Consider the following 17,621-nt stretch of genomic DNA (forward strand, 5'->3'; position numbering starts at 1 on the left):
GATAAGTAGAGCACACAATTCAATTGTGCACAACTAGATGACGGACAAGAGGTATCCTGGAGACATGTCAGCTACACCCACCACCCCCGCAGAGGACTTCCTCCGTCTCGACCAGCAGATCTGCTTCTCGCTGAACGCGGCGTCCCGCGCCTTCAACGGCGTCTACCGCGTGGTCCTCAAGGACCTCGGCCTCACCTACCCGCAGTACCTGGTGATGCTCGTGCTGTGGGAGCACGGCCGGCTGCCCGTGAAGAAGGTCGGCGAACACCTGCGCCTCGACTCCGGCACACTGTCACCGCTGCTCAAGCGGCTGGAGACGGCAGGTCTCGTCCGGCGCGAGCGCAGCGCCCGGGACGAGCGGTCGGTGGAGGTGCGGGCGACCGAGGAGGGCCTCGCGCTGCGCGAGCGGGCGCTTCAGGTACCGCGCCGGATCGTCGCCGCGACCAGCTTCGACGTGGAGGAGATCCGCGCGTTGCGGGCCCGTCTCGACGAGCTCACCGTCGCCCTGGACGCGGCGGCCCTGGAGGCGTAGACGGCCTGCGCTCGTAGAGTCGCAGCGTCACCCCGCTGCCCTTGAACTCCCGTCGCGGCTCGAACTCCTCCTCCACCGCCGCCCGCTTGACCCGCTCGGTGGGGCTGCCCGGGGACCAGGACGTGCGCAGGGCGTACGGCTCGGCGACCAGCCACACCTGGTCCAGCCCCGCCAGCCGCCGCCGCAGCGCGTCCGGGCCCACCTCGACGCCGTACAGCGTGCCGGACGCGCGCGCGGAGGCGCCGAGGGCCACGTCCCGGGTCCCGCGGAATCCCTTGGGGTACGCCAGCGCCGAGCGCCGTCCGATGGACGGCAGGAACAACACCGGGTCGCCGGGGCGCAGTTCGCGGGCCGCGAGGGCGGAGGCGGTGGCGAGGTTGTCGCCGCCGCGCTGGGCCATGGAACGGTCCTGGCGCAGCAGCGGGAACTGGTGCGCGCAGACGAGGGCCACGGCCAGCGCCCCGGCGACCGTGACGGTGACCCGGGGCAGCCGCGGCACGGCCCGTGCGATCCGGTCGGCCCCGGCGGCGACGAGCAGGGGGGCGCCGGCGAGGGCGTACAGCACATAGCGGGCGTCGTAGAGCGGCGACCACTGGGAGACGGCCATGAGGGTCGCGGGGGGTACGAGGAGCAGGGGGAGGGCGACGGCGGGGAGCGTCAATCCCCTGCCGTGGGCGTGGCCCCGCGGGCTCCAGGGGCGGCGCAGCGCCACGTACATGAGGATCAGGCAGGGCGCGAGGATCTCGTCCGTCGGGGCGACGAACTGGTGCACGAGCCGGTCGACACTGTCCTGTCCTGGTGGGCGCAGCCACGCCACCTGTGCCGACTGGGCGTGCGAGAGCAGCGCCAGCGGGAGCAGCGCCAGCGTCACGGCTCCGGCCGCGCACAGCCAGCCCGCCCAGACCCGCCGGGGGGCGTGGGCGAGCGCGAGGGTCAGCGCGTGCGCCAGGAGCAGCAGTACGGCGAACTCGTGGAGGAGGCAGGTGACGGCGAGGACTACTCCGTACGCCGTCCAGGAACGGCCGCCGACCGCCCGTACGAGCAGCAGCGTCGCGCCGGTGGCGCCGGCCGCGACCATCGCGTACGAGCGGCCCTCCTGCGCGTAGTGGCCGACCATCGGCGTGACCGCGTAGAGGAGGCCCGCCCAGAGTCCGACGCGCGGCCGGGCCAGCCGGGTGCCGAGGGCCGCGACCAGGCCGACGGTCGCGACCGCCGCGGCGACGGACGGGAGCCGCAGGAGCACCTCGCCGGGGTGGACGGCGAGGACGGGCCGCATCAGCAGGTAGTACAGGCCGTGCACGGCGTCGACCTCGTGCAGCAGCCGCCAGATCTGCGGCACCGTGCGCCGCGCGACCTGGAAGGTCGCCGCCTCGTCACGCCATATGCCGCCCCGGTCGAGCCCCCAGCACGCGATCACCAGCATGACGGCCATGGGGGCGACGACGGCGACCGTCTTCTTGTTCATCTCCTTGTTCATCGGCGTGTTGATCACGGGCCTGATTTTGTGCGATGAGAGAACCTTCGTTGGCGATTGATGACGAAATGACACGAATTCGACATCCATGCGGCTTACGATCCCGCCGTGACGAGACCCCCCACCAAGCCCCGCCTCCTCACCCTCCTCTCCCTCACCGTCTGCTGGGCCGCCTCCCGTGCGCTGATGCTGTGGATGCTGGTCCACGACGACATCCCGCTGCTCGGCGGCGGCGGTGTGGCGCGCGAGGTGCAGCGGCTGTACTTCCGCTGGTACGGCGTCCTCACGCAGGGCGCCTTCCCCGCGCAGGACACGCTGTGGCAGTACCCGCCGGGCGCGGGTCCGGTGCTGCTGTCGCCCGCGCTGCTGCCGATGCTGACCTACTTCGAGGCGTTCGTGGCGCTCACACTCGCCGCCGACGTCCTGATCCTGATCGCCCTCACGCGCGCGGGAAGGCTCCCTGGCCGTTCCCTGCGCGGTGCCGTGTACTGGACGGCGAGCCTGCCGCTCCTCCTCCATGTGCCGCTCGCCCGTTACGACGTGCAGGTCACCGCGTTCGCCGTCATCTCCCTGTTGACGTTGTCGCGCTCCCCGCGCGCGTGCGGCGCGTTCGCGGCGCTCGGCGCCCTGGTGAAGGTCTGGCCCGCACTGGTGCTCCTCGGCACCCCCAGGGGGCCCGTGACCCGGTCGGCGTGGCGGTCCTCGACGGTCACGGCGACGGCCGCGCTGGCACTCCTGGCGGCGGCTTTCAGCGACCCGTTCTCCTTCCTGCGCCAGCAGGGCGGGCGGGGCGTGCAGATCGAGTCGTTCGGCGGTACCGCGCTCTCCCTCGCCACGCACGCCGGGTGGGAGGGGCACGTGCGCTACCAGTACGGCGCGATGGAGTTCGTGGGCCCGTACGTCTCCACCGTGGCGGCGCTGTCCTTGGCGCTCACGGTCGTGGCGTTCGGGGTGCTGCTGCTGTGGCGGGTCCGGGCCCGGCGCTGGACGGAGGCGACGCCGTACGACGCGGCGCTGACCGCCGTACTCCTCTTCACGGTCACCAGCCGGGTGGTCAGCCCGCAGTACATGGTGTGGCTGCTCGGACTGGCCGCCGTGTGCCTGACCTCACGGCACACCAGTCAGCGCCCGGTGGCCTGGCTGCTGGTGGCCGCCGCCGCGGCCAGCGGGCTGGACTACCCGGTCCTGTACGCCGAGGTCATCGACCGCACCTGGACGGGCGTCACGGTGATGGTCGTCCGCAACGGTCTGCTGGCCACGGCCGCGATCCTGTCCCTCGTACGGCTGTGGCGCTCGGCCCGCCCGGCCACAGTGCCGTCTCCTTCCTCGCCTCCTTCCGTGTCTCCATCTCCCGCCCCGTCCGTTCATCCGATCCCCGAGCGGGAACCAAGTGCCTCGTAACGGGAGTTAACTGGCAAAGCCCAAAATCACGCACTGTGGGACGACACCCGCCTCCTGGTTGACTCTCCTCTGTCACGGGACGTGACCCACCGACCACACGAGGGGATGGCCGCACATGACCTGGCTGATCACCGGCGGAGCCGGATACATCGGGGCGCACGTCGTCCGCGCGATGACCGAGGCGGGCGAACGAACCGTGGTGTACGACGACTTGTCCACCGGAATCGCCGAGCGGGTGCCGGACGGCGTACCGCTGGTGGTCGGTTCGACCCTGGACGGCGAGGGCCTGGCGCGCGCCCTGCGGGCCCACGACGTGACGGGTGTGGTCCATCTGGCGGCGAAGAAGCAGGTGGGCGAGTCGGTGGACCGCCCCCTGCACTACTACCGGGAGAACGTGGAGGGCCTGCGTGTCCTGCTCGACGCGGTGACGGCGGCCCGGGTCGCCTCCTTCGTGTTCTCGTCCTCGGCGGCGGTGTACGGCATGCCGGACGTGACCCTGGTGACGGAGGAGACGCCGTGCGCCCCGATGAGCCCGTACGGCGAGACGAAACTGGCGGGCGAGTGGCTGGTCCGCGCGACGGGCAGGGCAACGGGCCTGTCCACCGCCTGCCTCCGCTACTTCAACGTGGCCGGCGCGGCGACCCCGGAACTGGCTGATGTGGGCGTCTTCAACATCGTCCCCATGATCTTCGAACGCCTGACGGACCACGTACCCCCGCGCGTCTTCGGCGACGACTACCCGACCCCGGACGGCACCTGCGTACGGGACTACATCCACGTGGTGGACCTGGCGGAGGCCCATGTGGCGACGGCGCGGGCGCTGGAGGCGACGCCGGGCCGTGAACTCACCCTCAACATCGGCCGGGGAGAGGGGGTTTCGGTCCGCGAGATGATCGACCAGGTCAACGAGGCGACGGGCCACACCCTGCCCCCGGTCGTCGGCCCGCGCCGCCCCGGCGACCCGGCGAGGGTCGTGGCCTCGGCCGACCGCATCGCGACGGAGCTGGGCTGGAAGGCGAAGCACGACGTCCAGGACATGATCACGTCGGCGTGGGAGGGCTGGCTGCGGCTGCATCCGGAGGCGGCGACGCCATCGCCCCCGGCGCTGCCCGGGCGATAAGGAGCGGCTGGAAGAAGCCGGTTGCCGCCGGCTCCTCCCATGTCACGTCGGAGAAGCCCGAGTCGGCGACGAACCCGGCCAACTCCCGCTGCCCGAGCGCCCAGTAGGTGGCCCGCCGCACCTTCACGGACCACTCGTCTCCTTCTCCGTCCCCCTTTCCCTCTTCCCTTCCCTCTTCCCTTCCCTCTCCTTCGCCCCCTCCTCCGCGTTCCTCCAGGAGGAAGTGTTCGAGGTCGTACCGTTCCCCGTCCGCGTGCCAGTTCCAGAGCTGGAAGCCGACGGCCCGGCCGCCCCCGGTGTGCGACACGCCGGGCGGGGTGGCGGCGGGCCGGTCGGCGCGGATCTCGTCGTACGGCCGCGTGCTGATCAGCAGCAGGCCGCCGTCCCGCAGCGCGCGCCGCATCCCGGCCAGGGCGGCGCGCACATCCGCTTCGGTGAGCAGATGCGGAAGGGCGTTGTCGGCGCAGACGACCACGTCGAACATCCCGTCCCCGAAGGGCAGTCGGCGCATGTCGGCCACTCCGCACCGCACCCGCACGTCCCGCGCCGCGGCCTCCCGCACGGCCCGCCCGACGGCCACCCCGCTGACATCGGTCCCGACGACGTCGTATCCGCGCATCGCCAGCCCGATGGCCTGGGTGCCGATCCCGCAGGCGCAGTCGAGCACCGCCGAGGCACCGGGGCCGAGCCACGCCCTGATGATCCGGTCGAGGCTCTCGCCCTGCCGTGCGACGCTCGCGTCCCAGTCGGCGTAGACGAGGTGGTAGTCGTCGGCGAGCCGGTCGTAGAAGCGGGCGGTGCGCGAGGAGGCGTCGGACATGCGGGTCACCCTGTCGAGGGTCCTACTGGTTGTTCAGGTACGCCAGTACCGCCAGGACCCTGCGGTGTCCGCTGTCGGTCGGGGGCAGGCCCAGCTTCAGGAACACGTTGCCGATGTGCTTGCTGACCGAGCGCTCCGTGACCACCAGGTTCTTGGCGATCATCGTGTTGTCGTGGCCCTCCGCCATCAGCTTGAGGACCTCGCGCTCGCGCGGCGTGAGGGAGTCGAGGGGGGAGTTCTTGCGGCGGGTGAGGAGCTCGGCGACGACCTCGGGGTCGAGGGCCGTGCCGCCGTCGGCGACCCGCTCCAGGGCGTCGAGGAACTCGTCGACCCTGCCGATGCGGTCCTTGAGCAGGTAGCCGACACCGCTCGCCCCGCCGCCCAGCAGCTCCGCCGCGTACGACTCCTCCACGTACTGGGAGAGGACGAGCACCGGGAGGCCGGGGATCTGCTCCCTCGCCTCCAGCGCGGCGCGCAGACCCTCGTCGCGGAAGCCGGGCGGCATCCGGACGTCCAGGACGGCGGCGTCCGGACGGTGTTCGAGGATGGCCGGCAGCACCTCGGGGCCACTGCTCGCGACGGCCACGACATCATGTCCGGCCGACGTCAGCAGCAGGACGAGCCCTTGCCTCAGCAGGGCGTTGTCCTCGGCGATCACTACGCGCATGACGGTCCTGTTCTCCATCCGGTCCGGCTGGATCCCGTACGGCTGGATCCGGTCGATCTCTTCGGTGCGGCGGCGGTCGCGCTCACCATACGCACGGCAGCTCCACCTCGATCACGGTCGGCCCCCCGACCGGGCTCGACACGTCCACGCTTCCGTCCAGTGCGGCCACCCGGCGCCGCATCCCGACCAGTCCGGTGCCGCCCTTCTCGTCGGCGCCGCCCTGGCCGTGGTCGCCCACCCGGACCTTCAACCCCCTGGGGACACGGGCGAGTTCGACCCAGGCCGTCGGCGAGCCGCTGTACTTCGCCGCGTTCGTCAAGGCCTCGGCGATCACGAAGTAGGCGGCGGCCTCCACGGCCGCGGGGGCCCGTACGCCGTCCTCCACGCCGTCGTCGTGGACGCCGACCTCAAGGCCGCTGCTCGACGCGAGCGCCCGTACCGCGCCCACCAGACCCCGGTCGGTGAGGATCGGCGGATGGATGCCGCGTACGACGTTGCGCAGCTCGGTCAGCGCCTCCTCGGCCTGGTCCTGCGCGTCCTCCAGCAGCTTGCGGGCGGCGTCCGGGTCACGGTCGTACGCCCGTTTCGCGAGGCCGATCCGCATGGACAGGGAGACCAGGCGGGCCTGGGCGCCGTCGTGCAGGTCCCTTTCGATGCGCCGGAGTTCGGCTCCGTGCGCGGCGACGGCGTCGGCCCGGGTCGCCTTCAGCTGTTCGACGCGCTCGACGAGATCCGCCTTGGGCGAGGGCTTGAGCAGGGTGGCCGACCAGGACGCGTCGAGGTCGGCGAGCCTGCTGATCAGCGGAAGGACGACGGCCTTGCGGCCCAGCAGCCCGCACCACACACCGTCGACGACCAGACCGACCGGCCAGAGCGGGATCATCAGCAGCGGCAGGGCCCCGTACACGTAGTGCGCGGCCATCCAGCGCAGGTCGGTGTGCGTACCGGGGTCGCGGACCACCGTGCGCAGCTTCTCCTTCAGCTTGCCCTCGATGGGCAGATACGCCTCGGGGATCTCCACGCCCGACCACTCGGTCGCCATCCGCCGCTTGGTGCCGGCGATCCGGCGGATGAGCAGGACCGTCTCGGGCAGCATGCCGATGCCGATGACCGCGAGCGAGACGGTGGCTGTGATCAGCAGGACGGTGATGAATATGTACGAGCCGAAGGCCAGGATCGCGACCGCGACCAGCTGGACCGTGGCCCGCGCCGCTTGTCGCAGTGTCTTCCACATGGTCATCAGGCTAGGCGAGCGAAGGGCGGGGGCGCGGGAGACCCTGCTCCCGGCTGATGGTGTAGCCCGCTACACCATCGGTTCGGGAGAGCACTCCCTCGTGGCGGCGGGCGGATCCCGGGATCGTTGATCTCAGAAGTTCACGGCTCCCCCACTCGGAAGGAGCTCCCCGCCCCGGAAGGAAAACCCCATGAAGGCGCTGCTCTCGTCCCGCCCGGTCCTCTGGTTCCTGTTCCTGTTCAACCTCGCCGTCGCGGCGGTCGCGCCCTTCGCGGTGGACGGCGCGCAGGGCCTGGCGACCAGCGCAGGTATGGGAGTCGTGGCACTGGGGGCGGGCATGGGCCTGCTGAAGGGGCGGTCGCAGGGGCAGCATCAGGCCTGAACATCGGGAGGGCCGGCATCGGCGGAGGGCGGGGTTCACAGCAGGTGCTGTGAACCCCGCCCTCCGCCGTTTTTGCGGTGCGTCCTGTTCACAGCGCCTTGAGTGCCGCCGTGGTGGCCCGGGCCAGCGTCTCCAGATACCCCTTCGGCAGCTTCGGGCTGCGGATCACGACCGAGCGCCAGTAGAGCGGCCCCGAGATCAGGTCGAGGGCCAGGTCCGCGTCGATGCCCTGGCGGACTTCTCCGCGTTCCGCCGCCGCCGCCACGATCCCGCTGGCGACGCCTTCCTGCCCCTCCCGCAGCGCTTTCTGCAGGGCGTCGGCGATCTCGGGATTGCGGGCCGCCTCCGCCTGGAGGTCGGGGATGACCTGCGAGGCGATCGGGTGGCGCAGGGCGCGGGACGTCAGTTCGTACAGCAGCCGCAGGTCGCCCTCCAGGGTGCCCGTGTCCGGCGCCGGCAGTCCCTGCACCGCGATCGCCGAGACGAGGTCGAGCACCAGGTGCAGCTTCGAACGCCAGCGCCGGTACACCGCCGTCTTGCCCACGCCCGCCCGGCGCGCGATGCCCTCGATGGACATCCGGGCGTATCCGACGGACGCCAGCTCCTCGAAGACGGCCGCCCGAATGGCCTCCGTCACGTCCTCCCGCAGTACGGCGGCTCCGGCGGGGGCCCGGCGGCGGGTCCGCGCCGGTGCGGTCCCGGGCTCGTCGGCGTTCGTCGTCATGAGGACCAGCATAGGGGCGTTACGACGGGACGGTTGCGTTCCGACGCTGAATCGGAATACGCTCCCGTTGCGACGATACGGTCCCGTCCCGACGTAAGAGTCCGGCAAGAAACGCGTAAGGAACCGAGGGAACCGGCGGGGGACGCCGGCCAGGGAACCGCTCGCGCGCCCCTTTCTCCACTCCCTTCCCCACCCCCGTCTCCACTCCCCCGAGCGAAAGCAGCGGATGTGAGCCAGGTCCTCCACACACCGCCCCCGTCGCAGGTCACTCCGACCGACGACGATCTCACCGCGCTCGCCGTCCGGCACGACCTCTCGGTCAGCGGCGCCCGTCCCACCCTGCCCGCGTACGTCCGTCAGCTGTGGGCGCGGCGCCACTTCATCACCGCGTTCGCCACCGCCAAGCTCACCGCCCAGTACAGCCAGGCGAAGCTCGGCCAGGTCTGGCAGGTCATGACCCCGCTGCTGAACGCGGCCGTCTACTACTTCATCTTCGGCGTCCTGCTGGGCACCAAGCACGGCGTGCCGGACTACATCCCGTTCCTGGTCACGGGCGTGTTCATCTGGACGTTCACGCAGAGCTCGATCATGTCGGGCACCCGTGCGATCGCCGGCAACCTCGGCCTCGTACGGGCCCTGCACTTCCCGCGCGCCGCCCTGCCGATCTCCTTCTGCCTCCAGCAGCTCCAGCAGCTGCTGTTCTCGATGGCCGCGCTGATCGTGATCCTGCTCTGCTTCGGCATCCCGGTCACCGCGTCCTGGCTGCTGGTCATCCCCGCCCTGGCACTCCAGTTCGTGTTCAATGCGGGCGTCTCGATGATCATGGCCCGGATGGGCGCGTCGACTCCGGACATCGCCCAGCTGATGCCGTTCGTGCTGCGCACCTGGATGTACGTGTCCGGGGTCATGTGGAGCATCGACAAGCTGGCCGACAAGGACAACCTGCCGCACGTGGTGTCGGTGCTCCTGGAGACCAACCCGGCGGCGATCTACATCGACCTGATGCGCTTCGCCCTGATCGACAGCTACCACGCCAGTCAGCTGCCCGCGCACGTCTGGCTGATCGCGACCGGCTGGGCACTGGCCGCGGGCGTCGGCGGTTTCATCTACTTCTGGAAGGCTGAGGAGACGTACGGCCGTGGCTGAGAACCCGAACGAGCAGATTCCCACCGTCGTCGCCAACCACGTCGACATCGTCTACCGGGTCAACGGCACGGGCGCCGGACGCGGCACCGCGACCGCCGCCCTCAACCGCATGATGCGGCGCAAGCAGAGCGAGAAGGCGGCCGGTGTGCGCAAGGTACACGCCGTCAGGAACGTGTCCTTCGTCGCCTACCGCGGTGAGGCCGTCGGCCTGATCGGCACCAACGGCTCCGGCAAGTCCACGCTGCTCAAGGCGGTCGCGGGACTGCTGCCGGTGGAGAACGGCAGCATCTACACGGACGGCCAGCCCTCCCTCCTCGGCGTCAACGCGGCCCTGATGGGCGACCTGACGGGCGAGCGGAACGTCTATCTCGGCGGTCTCGCGATGGGCATGTCCCGGGAGCAGATCAAGGAGCGCTACCAGGACATCGTCGACTTCTCGGGGATCAACGAGAAGGGCGACTTCATCACCCTGCCCATGCGGACGTACTCCTCCGGCATGGGCGCCCGGCTGCGCTTCTCCATCGCCGCCGCCAAGGACCACGACGTCCTGCTGATCGACGAGGCCCTGGCGACCGGCGACCGCTCGTTCCAGCAGCGCTCCGAGGCCCGCATCCGCGAGCTGCGCAAGCACGCGGGCACGGTGTTCCTGGTCAGTCACAACAACAAGTCGATCCGCGACACCTGCGACCGCGTCCTCTGGCTGGAACGCGGCGAACTCCGCATGGACGGCCCGACCGACGACGTACTGAAGGAGTACGAGGCGTTCACCAACGCCCCGGCCAAGAAGGCGGCCTGAGTTCTAGTGCCGGAAAACCCACGTCCGATAGACAAGGAACCGGAACGCGGAAGCGAGCACGATCGAGACGCCCTTCACGGCATTCGACTCGACCGGACCGTTCAGCCCCAGCCCGTGATAGCCGATGTAGAACAGCCCGCTTTCCATCGCGACGCCGATCGCGCTGAACACGAAGAACAGCGCGATCTGCGGTCGGGTACGTGAGGCCCTGTCCCGGTAGGTGAAATAGCGGAAACCCAGGTAATTGCCGCCCATCGCGATGAGGCTGGCCAGTACGGTCGCCGTCATCGCCCGTCGGCCGAACCCGTGCAGCAGCAGGTTGAAGAACAGGAAGTTCACGAGCACACCGCTGCCGCCGACGGCCCCGAATTTCACCGCTTCGAGGATTACCCGCCGCACCGGCCGGACGGAAGGGACCAGCCGGTCCGCCGCGTTCTCCGTACTATCCGCACTCTCCGAGACATTCACACTCACTCGCGCACTTTATCCACGCAGTCCCGGGTAGCAGGAAACCGTAAATTCCTTGCCTGGCTTTCGCTAAGAACTGGCAAGAAAACAGGGGCGCCCCGGCCGTCACAGCCCGGGGCGCCTCTGTTCACGTACCGACTAGGAACGCGTCCGCAGCAGCGTCCGCATCGTGCGCATCGCGACCGACAGGTTCGCCAGGTCGAAGGAGTCCGAGCTCTGGATCTCGTCCAGGGTCGTGCGCGCCCGGCCCAGGATCGCCGCGTTCTTCTCCTCCCACGCCTTGAAGCGCTGCTCGGGCGTCGACGTGCCGTTGCCGACCAGGAGGACGTCCGCGGTGAGGGCCGCGTGGGCCGAGTACAGGTCCTCGCGGATCGACGCGCGGGCCATGGACTGCCAGCGGTCGGCGCGCGGCAGCTCGATGATGCGGTCCATCAGCTGGGTGATGTGGAGACGGTCGGCGAGGTCGTAGTACACCTCGGCGACGTCCATCGGGTCGCGTCCCGCACGGTCGGCGACCGAGACGATGTCCAGCGTCGGGAAGGCGGACGAGAAGCCCGCGACCCGCGTGGCGAGTTCGTCGGGGACGCCGGCGTCCGTCAGCTCGTCGTAGATCTTCTGGTACCACTCCAGATCCGCGCCACGCAGCAACTTGGGCACCTGGGACCAGACTTCACCGACCCGCGTCCCGAAGAACTCGATGGTCTCCGTGAGTTGCAGCGGCTGCGGCCGGTTGTTGAGCAGCCAGCGGGTGCCGCGCTCGACAAGTCGCCGCGAGTGAAGGCGGATCCGGGTCTGGACGGCGGCCTCGACCGTGTTGTCGAGCGCCTCGACCCCGTCCCACACCGCACTGGAGTTGAAGATCGCGCGAGCCGCGGTCTGCGCCCGCACCACCTCCTCCAGTGAGGCACCGGTCTCCTCACGCAGCCGGTGCAGGAAGCTCGTACCGCCCGTGTTGACCGTGTCGTTGACGAGGACCGTCGTGATGATCTCGCGGCGCAGCGCGTGCCCGTCGATCTGCTCGGAGAACTTCTTGTGCAGCGCGCTCGGGAAGTAGGCGTGCAACAGGCTGCGCAGATACGGGTCTTCGGGCAGCGAGGTGTGCAGCAGCTGGTCCGCCACCGTGATCTTCGTGTACGCCAGCAGCACGGCCGTCTCCGGACCGGTCAATCCCTGTCCACCGCTGAGCCGTTCGCGGATCTGCCGGTCGGTCGGGAGGAATTCGAGAGCCCGGTCCAGATGGCCCTCCCGCACCAGGTGGCGCATGAAGCGCTGCTGGGCGTGGAGCATGTCCTTGGACTGGGCGAGGGCGTTGGAGATGGCCACGTTCTGCGCGTAGTTGTTGCGCAGGACGAGCCCGCCGACCTCGTCGGTCATCTGGGCGAGCAGCTTGTTGCGCTGCTTGACTGTCATGTCGCCTTCCGCGACAAGGGTGTTGAGCAGGATCTTGATGTTCACCTCGTGGTCGGAGGTGTCCACGCCCGCGCTGTTGTCGATGGCGTCGGTGTTGATCCTCCCGCCGCGCTGCGCGAACTCGATCCGCCCGAGCTGGGTGAGCCCGAGGTTGCCGCCCTCGCCGACGACCTTGACGCGCAGGTCACCGCCGTCGACCCGGATGGAGTCGTTGGCCTTGTCACCGACGTCGGCGTGCGACTCCGTACTCGACTTGACGTACGTCCCGATGCCGCCGTTCCACAGGAGGTCGACCGGCGCCTGGAGGATCGCCTTCATCAGGTCGGCCGGCGTCATCTTGCCGGCCCCGGCCTCGATGCCGAGGGCCTCCCGGATGTGCGCGTTGACCGGAATGGCCTTGGCGGTACGGGGGAAGATCCCGCCGCCGGACGAGATGAGCGCGCTGTCGTACTCGGCCCAACTGGACCTCGGCAGCTCGAAGATGCGCCGCCGTTCCGCGTACGACGTCGCCGCGTCCGGCTTCGGGTCGATGAAGATGTGCCGGTGGTCGAAAGCGGCGACAAGCCGAATGTGTTCACTCAGCAGCATGCCGTTCCCGAACACGTCACCGCTCATGTCACCGACACCCACGACGGTGAAGTCCTCGGTCTGCGTGTTGACGCCCAGCTCACGGAAGTGCCGCTTGACGGACTCCCAGGCGCCGCGCGCGGTGATGCCCATGCCCTTGTGGTCGTACCCGGCGCTGCCACCGGAGGCGAAAGCGTCCCCGAGCCAGAAGTTGTACGCCTGGGCGACCTCGTTGGCGATGTCCGAGAAGGTCGCGGTGCCCTTGTCGGCGGCGACGACGAGGTAGGTGTCGTCCTCGTCGTGCCGGACGACGTCGGCGGGCGGCACGACCTCGCCGCCCACCAGGTTGTCGGTGATGTCGAGGAGCGCCGAGATGAAGGTCTTGTAGCTGCGGACCCCCTCCGCGAGCCACGCGTCCCGATCCACACTCGGATCCGGCAGCTGCTTGGCGACGAACCCGCCCTTGGCGCCGACCGGCACGATGACGGTGTTCTTCACCATCTGCGCCTTGACCAGCCCGAGGATCTCCGTACGGAAGTCCTCCCGCCGGTCCGACCAGCGCAGCCCACCGCGCGCGACCTTCCCGAACCGCAGGTGCACGCCCTCGACCCGCGGCGAGTAGACCCAGATCTCGTACGCCGGACGCGGTGCCGGCAGGTCCGGGATGGCCTGCGGGTCGAACTTCATGGAGACGTAGTCGTGCGGCTTGCCGCCCATGCCCTCCTGGTAGAAGTTCGTCCTCAGGGTCGCCTTGATGACGGTCAGGAAGGACCGCAGGATGCGGTCCTCGTCGAGGGAGGCCACCTGGTCGAGAGCCGCGTCCAGCTCCTCGAGGAGGGCGTCGGTCAGCTCGACTCCGGCCCGCTGCCGGTCCGGCGACATCCGCGCCTCGAACAGCGACACGAGCAACCGGGTGGTGTGGACGTTGTTGCGGAGGGTGTCCTCCATGTAGTCCTGGCTGAACGTGGACCCGGCCTGCCGCAGGTACTTGGCGTACGCCCGAAGCACCAGCGCCTGACGCCAGTTGAGGCCGGCGCTCAGCACCAGCGCGTTGAAGCCGTCGTTCTCGGCCTGCCCGGTCCAGGTGGCCGAGAACGCCTCCTGGAAACGCTCCCGGCCGTCGTCCCCGAGATAATCCCCGCCGCTGCTCAGCGACTTGGGCAACCGGAGCCCGAAGTCGTAGATCCAGACGGCGCTCCGGTCCGAGCAGCGCAGCTCGTACGGCCGCTCGTCGATCACCTCGACGCCGAGCCGGTTGAGGACGGGGAGTACGGCGGACAGCGAGACGGACTCACCGGTGCGGTAGATCTTGAAGCGGCGCTCACCGGGCGCGGCGCTCACCGGCTCGTAGAGGCTGAGCGCGAAGTTCGTGCCGACGCCCAGCTTTTCGAGGTGGACGAGGTCGGCGACGGCGGCGCGTGGATTGTGGTCGGCCTTGTATCCCTCGGGGAAGGCGTTCCCGTACCGGCGCAGCAGCTCGGCGGCGCGCTCCTCACCCAGCTCGGCGTTGAGAGCCTCGGAGAAGGCGTCGGCCCAGGACCGGGCGGCTTCGACGAGCCGCGCCTCGATCCGATCCTTGTCGCTGTCGGACAGCTCCGGCAGCTCGGTCCCCTGCGGAACCCGGACGACGAAGTGCAGCCGCGAAAGAATCGACTCGGTGTTCCAGGCGGTGAAGTCGACGCTGGTACCGCCGAGTTCCTCCTTCAGGATGTCGATGATCCGCAGCCGTACACCGGTGGTGTACCGGTCGCGCGGCAGATAGACGAGGGCGGAGTAGTAACGCCCGTACTCGTCCTGGCGGAGGTAGAGCCGCAGCCGGCGCCGCTCCTGGAGGTAGAGCACCGAGGTGACGATGGCCCGGAGTTCGTCGGGCGGGGTCTGGAAGAGCTCGTCGCGGGGGTAGGTCTCCAGGATCTGGAGCAGGTCGCGCCCGTCATGGCTGTTGGGCGAGAACCCGGCGCCCCTCAGCACCTCGTCGACCTTGCGCCGGACAACGGGAACCCGCCGCACGGACTCGGTGTAGGCGGCGGAGGAGAACAGCCCCAGGAACCGCCGCTCGCCGACGACGTCGCCGTTCTCGTCGAACTTCTTGACCCCGACGTAGTCGAGGTAGGAGGGCCGGTGAACGGTGGAGCGACTGTTCGCCTTCGTCAGTACGAGAAGCTTGTGCTCACGGGCCTTGGCGCGGGCGTCGGCGGGCAGTCGCTCGAAGGACGGGCTGACCGGGTGCCCCTCGTCACCGGAGTGGTGCGGATCGGACCGCAGGATCCCGAGCCCGGTACCGGGTACGGCGGCCAGCGAGTCGTCCCCCCGCAGCTCGTACTCGCGGTAGCCGAGGAAGGTGAAGTGGTCGTCCGCGAGCCAGCGCAGCAGCTCCCGCGCCTCCTCGACGTCCTGGTCGCGCAGGTCGTCGGCGGTCGGCTCCTTGGGCATTTCCTCGGCGATGCGCAGCGCGGAGTCGCGCATCTTCTCCCAGTCCTCGACGGCCTCACGGGCGTCGGACAGCACGCGCAGCAGGTCGTTGGTGATCTGCTTCAGATCGGCGCGGTCGGTCTCGCGGTCGATCTCGACATGGATCCACGACTCGATGTGCGCGTCGTGCGGCAGCTCGCCGCCCCCGCCCGCCGCACTCCCGGCGCCCCGGGCCGGCAGGACCTCGATGAGCTTCCCGGTCAGATCCCGTCGTACGACGAACTGCGGATGGACGACGAGATGGATGCCGCGCCCCTGCCGGGACAGCTCGTTGGTGACCGAGTCGACGAGGAAGGGCATGTCGTCGGTGACGACCTCGACGACGGAGTGGCTGCACGTCCAGCCGTTCTCCTCGACGGTCGGGGTGTGCACCCGCACGCTCGCCGTGCCCTGCGGACGTGTCTCGCCCAGCCGGTAGTGCGAGAAGGCGGCGCCGAAGACGTCGACCGGGTCGCGGTCGGCGAGGTCCTCCGGGGCTGTGTGCAGGTAATAGCGCTGGAGGAACGCGAGCACGGTGTCGTGGTCCGGGGTTCCGGGATCTCCGCCGGGCGTGGTTTCACGTGTCGTCCCAGTCGGTAGGTGCCCCCCGACCGGGCTGTTCTCAGCTACCCGGGCGGCCCTTTCGAGCAGCTCGGCCTTGGCTTCGTCCAGCTTGGTCTGCATTGTCCTCTGGCTCCTGTCGCGCGCCGTTGCGTGACGTAGAAGGAAGTACGGGTTCCTCCCCCGGCACAACGCCTCGACGCGGGGTCTCCGGTCTGTTCCGACGCTATGCCGCGGGGTGGGAAGAGCGAGGGGTTATCGGCCATTCTCGGCACCCCGGCGGAGTGTGACACTGCTCTCGGCAGCGCCGGTCCGCGGGATGCGTACGGCGTCATGGGAACCCTCGGGGTTCCGTCCCGCCCGCGCCGACCAGCGATCACCACCCGGGCACGGATGTGGTCCGTGCACTCCGGGCGCATGGCAGGGACGTGGACGCCCCCGCGACGTATCGCGCTGATCACGCCATAAGGCTATCGCTCATGACGGGGGCCCCGTCATGAGCCGTTTGTGTACAAAACCGGGTCACGAAGTTTGCCGTTCTGCACAGGAGGAGAAAAGAGAGGGCCCAGACGCCCCCACCGGCCCACCGGCCCCGCCGACGAAGCCGCCAGCCCGGGGCGAACGGGAGCGACGGGCAGGGCACCCACCACGACAGCAGCAGGGGAGAGCGGCAGGCGATCCGGCCACTCCCACCCCACCAGTCACACGTTCGGCGCCGCCGGAAGGGCCGAAATCACCACGGGTACGACGCGCAGCCCGGTAGGACTGTGCTCGCGGCGCACGCCGACGGCCCGCGTGGGGACGACCAGCCGCTCGACGATCGGCGACACCGCATCACGCGGCCAGCCGCTCGGCCTCCGCGACCGCCTCCTCCAGACTGTCCACCACGGGCACGCCCACCGCTTCGAGGCTGGCCCGGCCATGGGAGCCACCGGTGTAGAGCACGGCCAGCGCACCCACGTGCCGGGCGGCGATCGCGTCGTCGGCGGCGTCCCCGATCACCACCGTGCGCGCGGCCTCGACGCCGGTCAGCGCACCGAGGTGACGCACCATGTGCTCGGCCTTGCTGCCGCCGGAGGGCCCGGTCCGCCCGTCGACACGTATGAAGTGCGGCTCGATGCCGAATCCCCGGACCAGCGGGACGAGTTCGTCGTGCCCGTACATGCTGAGAATGGACTGACTGCGCCCCGCCGACTGCCACCCGGCGAGCAGATCCCGCACGCCCACGGCCAGCTCGCACGCCACCCGGTGCTGTGTGTAGTACCGGTGGAAGACCTCGTCCATGACAGCCCACTCGGCGTCCGTGGGCAGCCTCCCGAGCAGCCGCTCATAGAACCGCGGCACGGGCACGCAGTACAGCTCCCTGTACTGCTCCAGCGTGATCGGCTCCAGCTCCAGCTCGGCGAATGCCGCGTTCGTCGCCCCTATGACGGCATCGGTGTCATGAAACAGAGTCCCGTTCCAGTCCCACACGATGTGCGCCGCTCCGTGCTTCCCCATACGAAGAACGTACCCCCCACCACTGACAACCGGACAAACCCCCGCCTCCCCCCAGCCCGTCCGGCGTTTGAGGAGAAGTCCCGTCCAGCCCCAGCTTCTTTCCCACCCGCCCGCACCGCCGTGTCTTCAGCCCAGGCGGTACCTCTCGAGCGCTGGCCGGCATCTCCAGCCCGTCCGGCATTTGAGGACAAGGCCCGTTCAGGGCCGTAGCGGGGGTCTGGGGGCGCAGCCCCCAGGAAGGGATGGGACGGGTAGGGGCGGCGGGGGCGAAAACCCCCCCCCCCCCCCCCCCCCCCCCCCCCCCCCCCCCCCCGGGGGGGCCCCCCCCCGGGGGGGGGCCCCAGGCCCGACGGGGCCGGGGGCCCCGA

The 17,621-nt window shown here is 69.9% G+C and carries 15 protein-coding genes; 6 read left to right on the forward strand and 9 right to left on the reverse strand.

The window, feature by feature from the left end; all coding sequences use genetic code 11:
- The first annotated feature begins 37 nt into the window (after positions 1-37).
- Positions 38-532, forward strand: a complete 495-nt coding sequence (locus tag ACH4TV_RS07740) for a MarR family winged helix-turn-helix transcriptional regulator (RefSeq protein ID WP_398395203.1) — start codon at positions 38-40, stop codon at positions 530-532.
- Here the strand turns inward: ACH4TV_RS07740 and ACH4TV_RS07745 are convergent.
- On the reverse strand, positions 495-2,024 hold the full coding sequence (locus ACH4TV_RS07745) for a glycosyltransferase family 39 protein (RefSeq protein WP_398395205.1): 1,530 nt from the start codon (positions 2,022-2,024) through the stop codon (positions 495-497). The two genes, ACH4TV_RS07740 and ACH4TV_RS07745, sit on opposite strands and share 38 nt — an antisense overlap.
- Positions 2,025-2,114: 90 nt before the next feature.
- Here ACH4TV_RS07745 and ACH4TV_RS07750 point away from each other — a divergent pair, with 90 nt between their 5' ends.
- Together ACH4TV_RS07750 and galE are read left to right on the forward strand one after the other, a co-directional pair.
- A complete protein-coding gene (locus ACH4TV_RS07750) occupies positions 2,115-3,407 on the forward strand; it encodes a glycosyltransferase 87 family protein (protein WP_398395207.1) in 1,293 nt (430 codons plus the stop codon).
- A 115-nt stretch (positions 3,408-3,522) separates the two neighbouring features.
- Positions 3,523-4,527: a UDP-glucose 4-epimerase GalE gene (galE, locus tag ACH4TV_RS07755; RefSeq protein WP_398395209.1), complete on the forward strand. Its 1,005-nt coding sequence runs from the start codon at positions 3,523-3,525 to the stop codon at positions 4,525-4,527.
- Here the strand turns inward: galE and ACH4TV_RS07760 are convergent.
- From ACH4TV_RS07760 to ACH4TV_RS07770, 3 genes are all read right to left on the reverse strand, one after another.
- The gene (locus tag ACH4TV_RS07760) at positions 4,448-5,347 is read right to left on the reverse strand and encodes a class I SAM-dependent methyltransferase (RefSeq protein WP_398395211.1); all 900 of its coding nucleotides are present in this window, start codon (positions 5,345-5,347) and stop codon (positions 4,448-4,450) included. The genes galE and ACH4TV_RS07760 overlap by 80 nt on opposite strands.
- A gap of 22 nt (positions 5,348-5,369) precedes the next feature.
- Positions 5,370-6,014: a response regulator gene (locus ACH4TV_RS07765; RefSeq protein WP_398395213.1), complete on the reverse strand. Its 645-nt coding sequence runs from the start codon at positions 6,012-6,014 to the stop codon at positions 5,370-5,372.
- A gap of 82 nt (positions 6,015-6,096) precedes the next feature.
- Positions 6,097-7,248, reverse strand: a complete 1,152-nt coding sequence (locus ACH4TV_RS07770) for a histidine kinase (protein WP_398395215.1) — start codon at positions 7,246-7,248, stop codon at positions 6,097-6,099.
- Positions 7,249-7,438: 190 nt separating this feature from the next.
- On the opposite strand from ACH4TV_RS07770, the gene ACH4TV_RS07775 reads away from it, so the two are divergent.
- Positions 7,439-7,630: a hypothetical protein gene (locus ACH4TV_RS07775; protein ID WP_398395217.1), complete on the forward strand. Its 192-nt coding sequence runs from the start codon at positions 7,439-7,441 to the stop codon at positions 7,628-7,630.
- A gap of 88 nt (positions 7,631-7,718) precedes the next feature.
- Here ACH4TV_RS07775 and ACH4TV_RS07780 read toward each other — a convergent pair whose 3' ends face one another.
- A complete protein-coding gene (locus ACH4TV_RS07780) occupies positions 7,719-8,354 on the reverse strand; it encodes a TetR/AcrR family transcriptional regulator (RefSeq protein WP_398395219.1) in 636 nt (211 codons plus the stop codon).
- A 228-nt stretch (positions 8,355-8,582) separates the two neighbouring features.
- On the opposite strand from ACH4TV_RS07780, the gene ACH4TV_RS07785 reads away from it, so the two are divergent.
- Together ACH4TV_RS07785 and ACH4TV_RS07790 are read left to right on the forward strand one after the other, a co-directional pair.
- Entirely contained in the window at positions 8,583-9,500 is a 918-nt protein-coding gene (locus ACH4TV_RS07785) for an ABC transporter permease (RefSeq protein WP_398395220.1), read from the forward strand.
- Positions 9,493-10,296 (forward strand): ABC transporter ATP-binding protein, encoded by an 804-nt coding sequence (locus ACH4TV_RS07790; RefSeq protein ID WP_398395222.1) that lies wholly within the window; start codon positions 9,493-9,495, stop codon positions 10,294-10,296. The genes ACH4TV_RS07785 and ACH4TV_RS07790 overlap by 8 nt, the downstream gene beginning before the upstream one ends.
- A gap of 3 nt (positions 10,297-10,299) precedes the next feature.
- On the opposite strand, the gene ACH4TV_RS07795 is transcribed toward ACH4TV_RS07790, so the two are convergent.
- From ACH4TV_RS07795 to ACH4TV_RS07810, 4 genes are all read right to left on the reverse strand, one after another.
- Positions 10,300-10,770, reverse strand: a complete 471-nt coding sequence (locus ACH4TV_RS07795) for a GtrA family protein (protein WP_398395224.1) — start codon at positions 10,768-10,770, stop codon at positions 10,300-10,302.
- Positions 10,771-10,902: 132 nt separating this feature from the next.
- A complete protein-coding gene (locus tag ACH4TV_RS07800) occupies positions 10,903-15,876 on the reverse strand; it encodes an NAD-glutamate dehydrogenase (protein ID WP_398395225.1) in 4,974 nt (1,657 codons plus the stop codon).
- A gap of 578 nt (positions 15,877-16,454) precedes the next feature.
- A complete protein-coding gene (locus ACH4TV_RS07805) occupies positions 16,455-16,583 on the reverse strand; it encodes a hypothetical protein (protein WP_398395226.1) in 129 nt (42 codons plus the stop codon).
- Between the two features lie 4 nt (positions 16,584-16,587).
- Entirely contained in the window at positions 16,588-17,253 is a 666-nt protein-coding gene (locus ACH4TV_RS07810; protein WP_398395228.1) for an HAD family hydrolase, read from the reverse strand.
- Positions 17,254-17,621 lie beyond the last annotated feature (368 nt).

The sequence above is a fragment of the Streptomyces sp. NPDC020898 genome (genome assembly GCF_044333925.1).
Classification (GTDB): Bacteria; Actinomycetota; Actinomycetes; order Streptomycetales; family Streptomycetaceae; genus Streptomyces.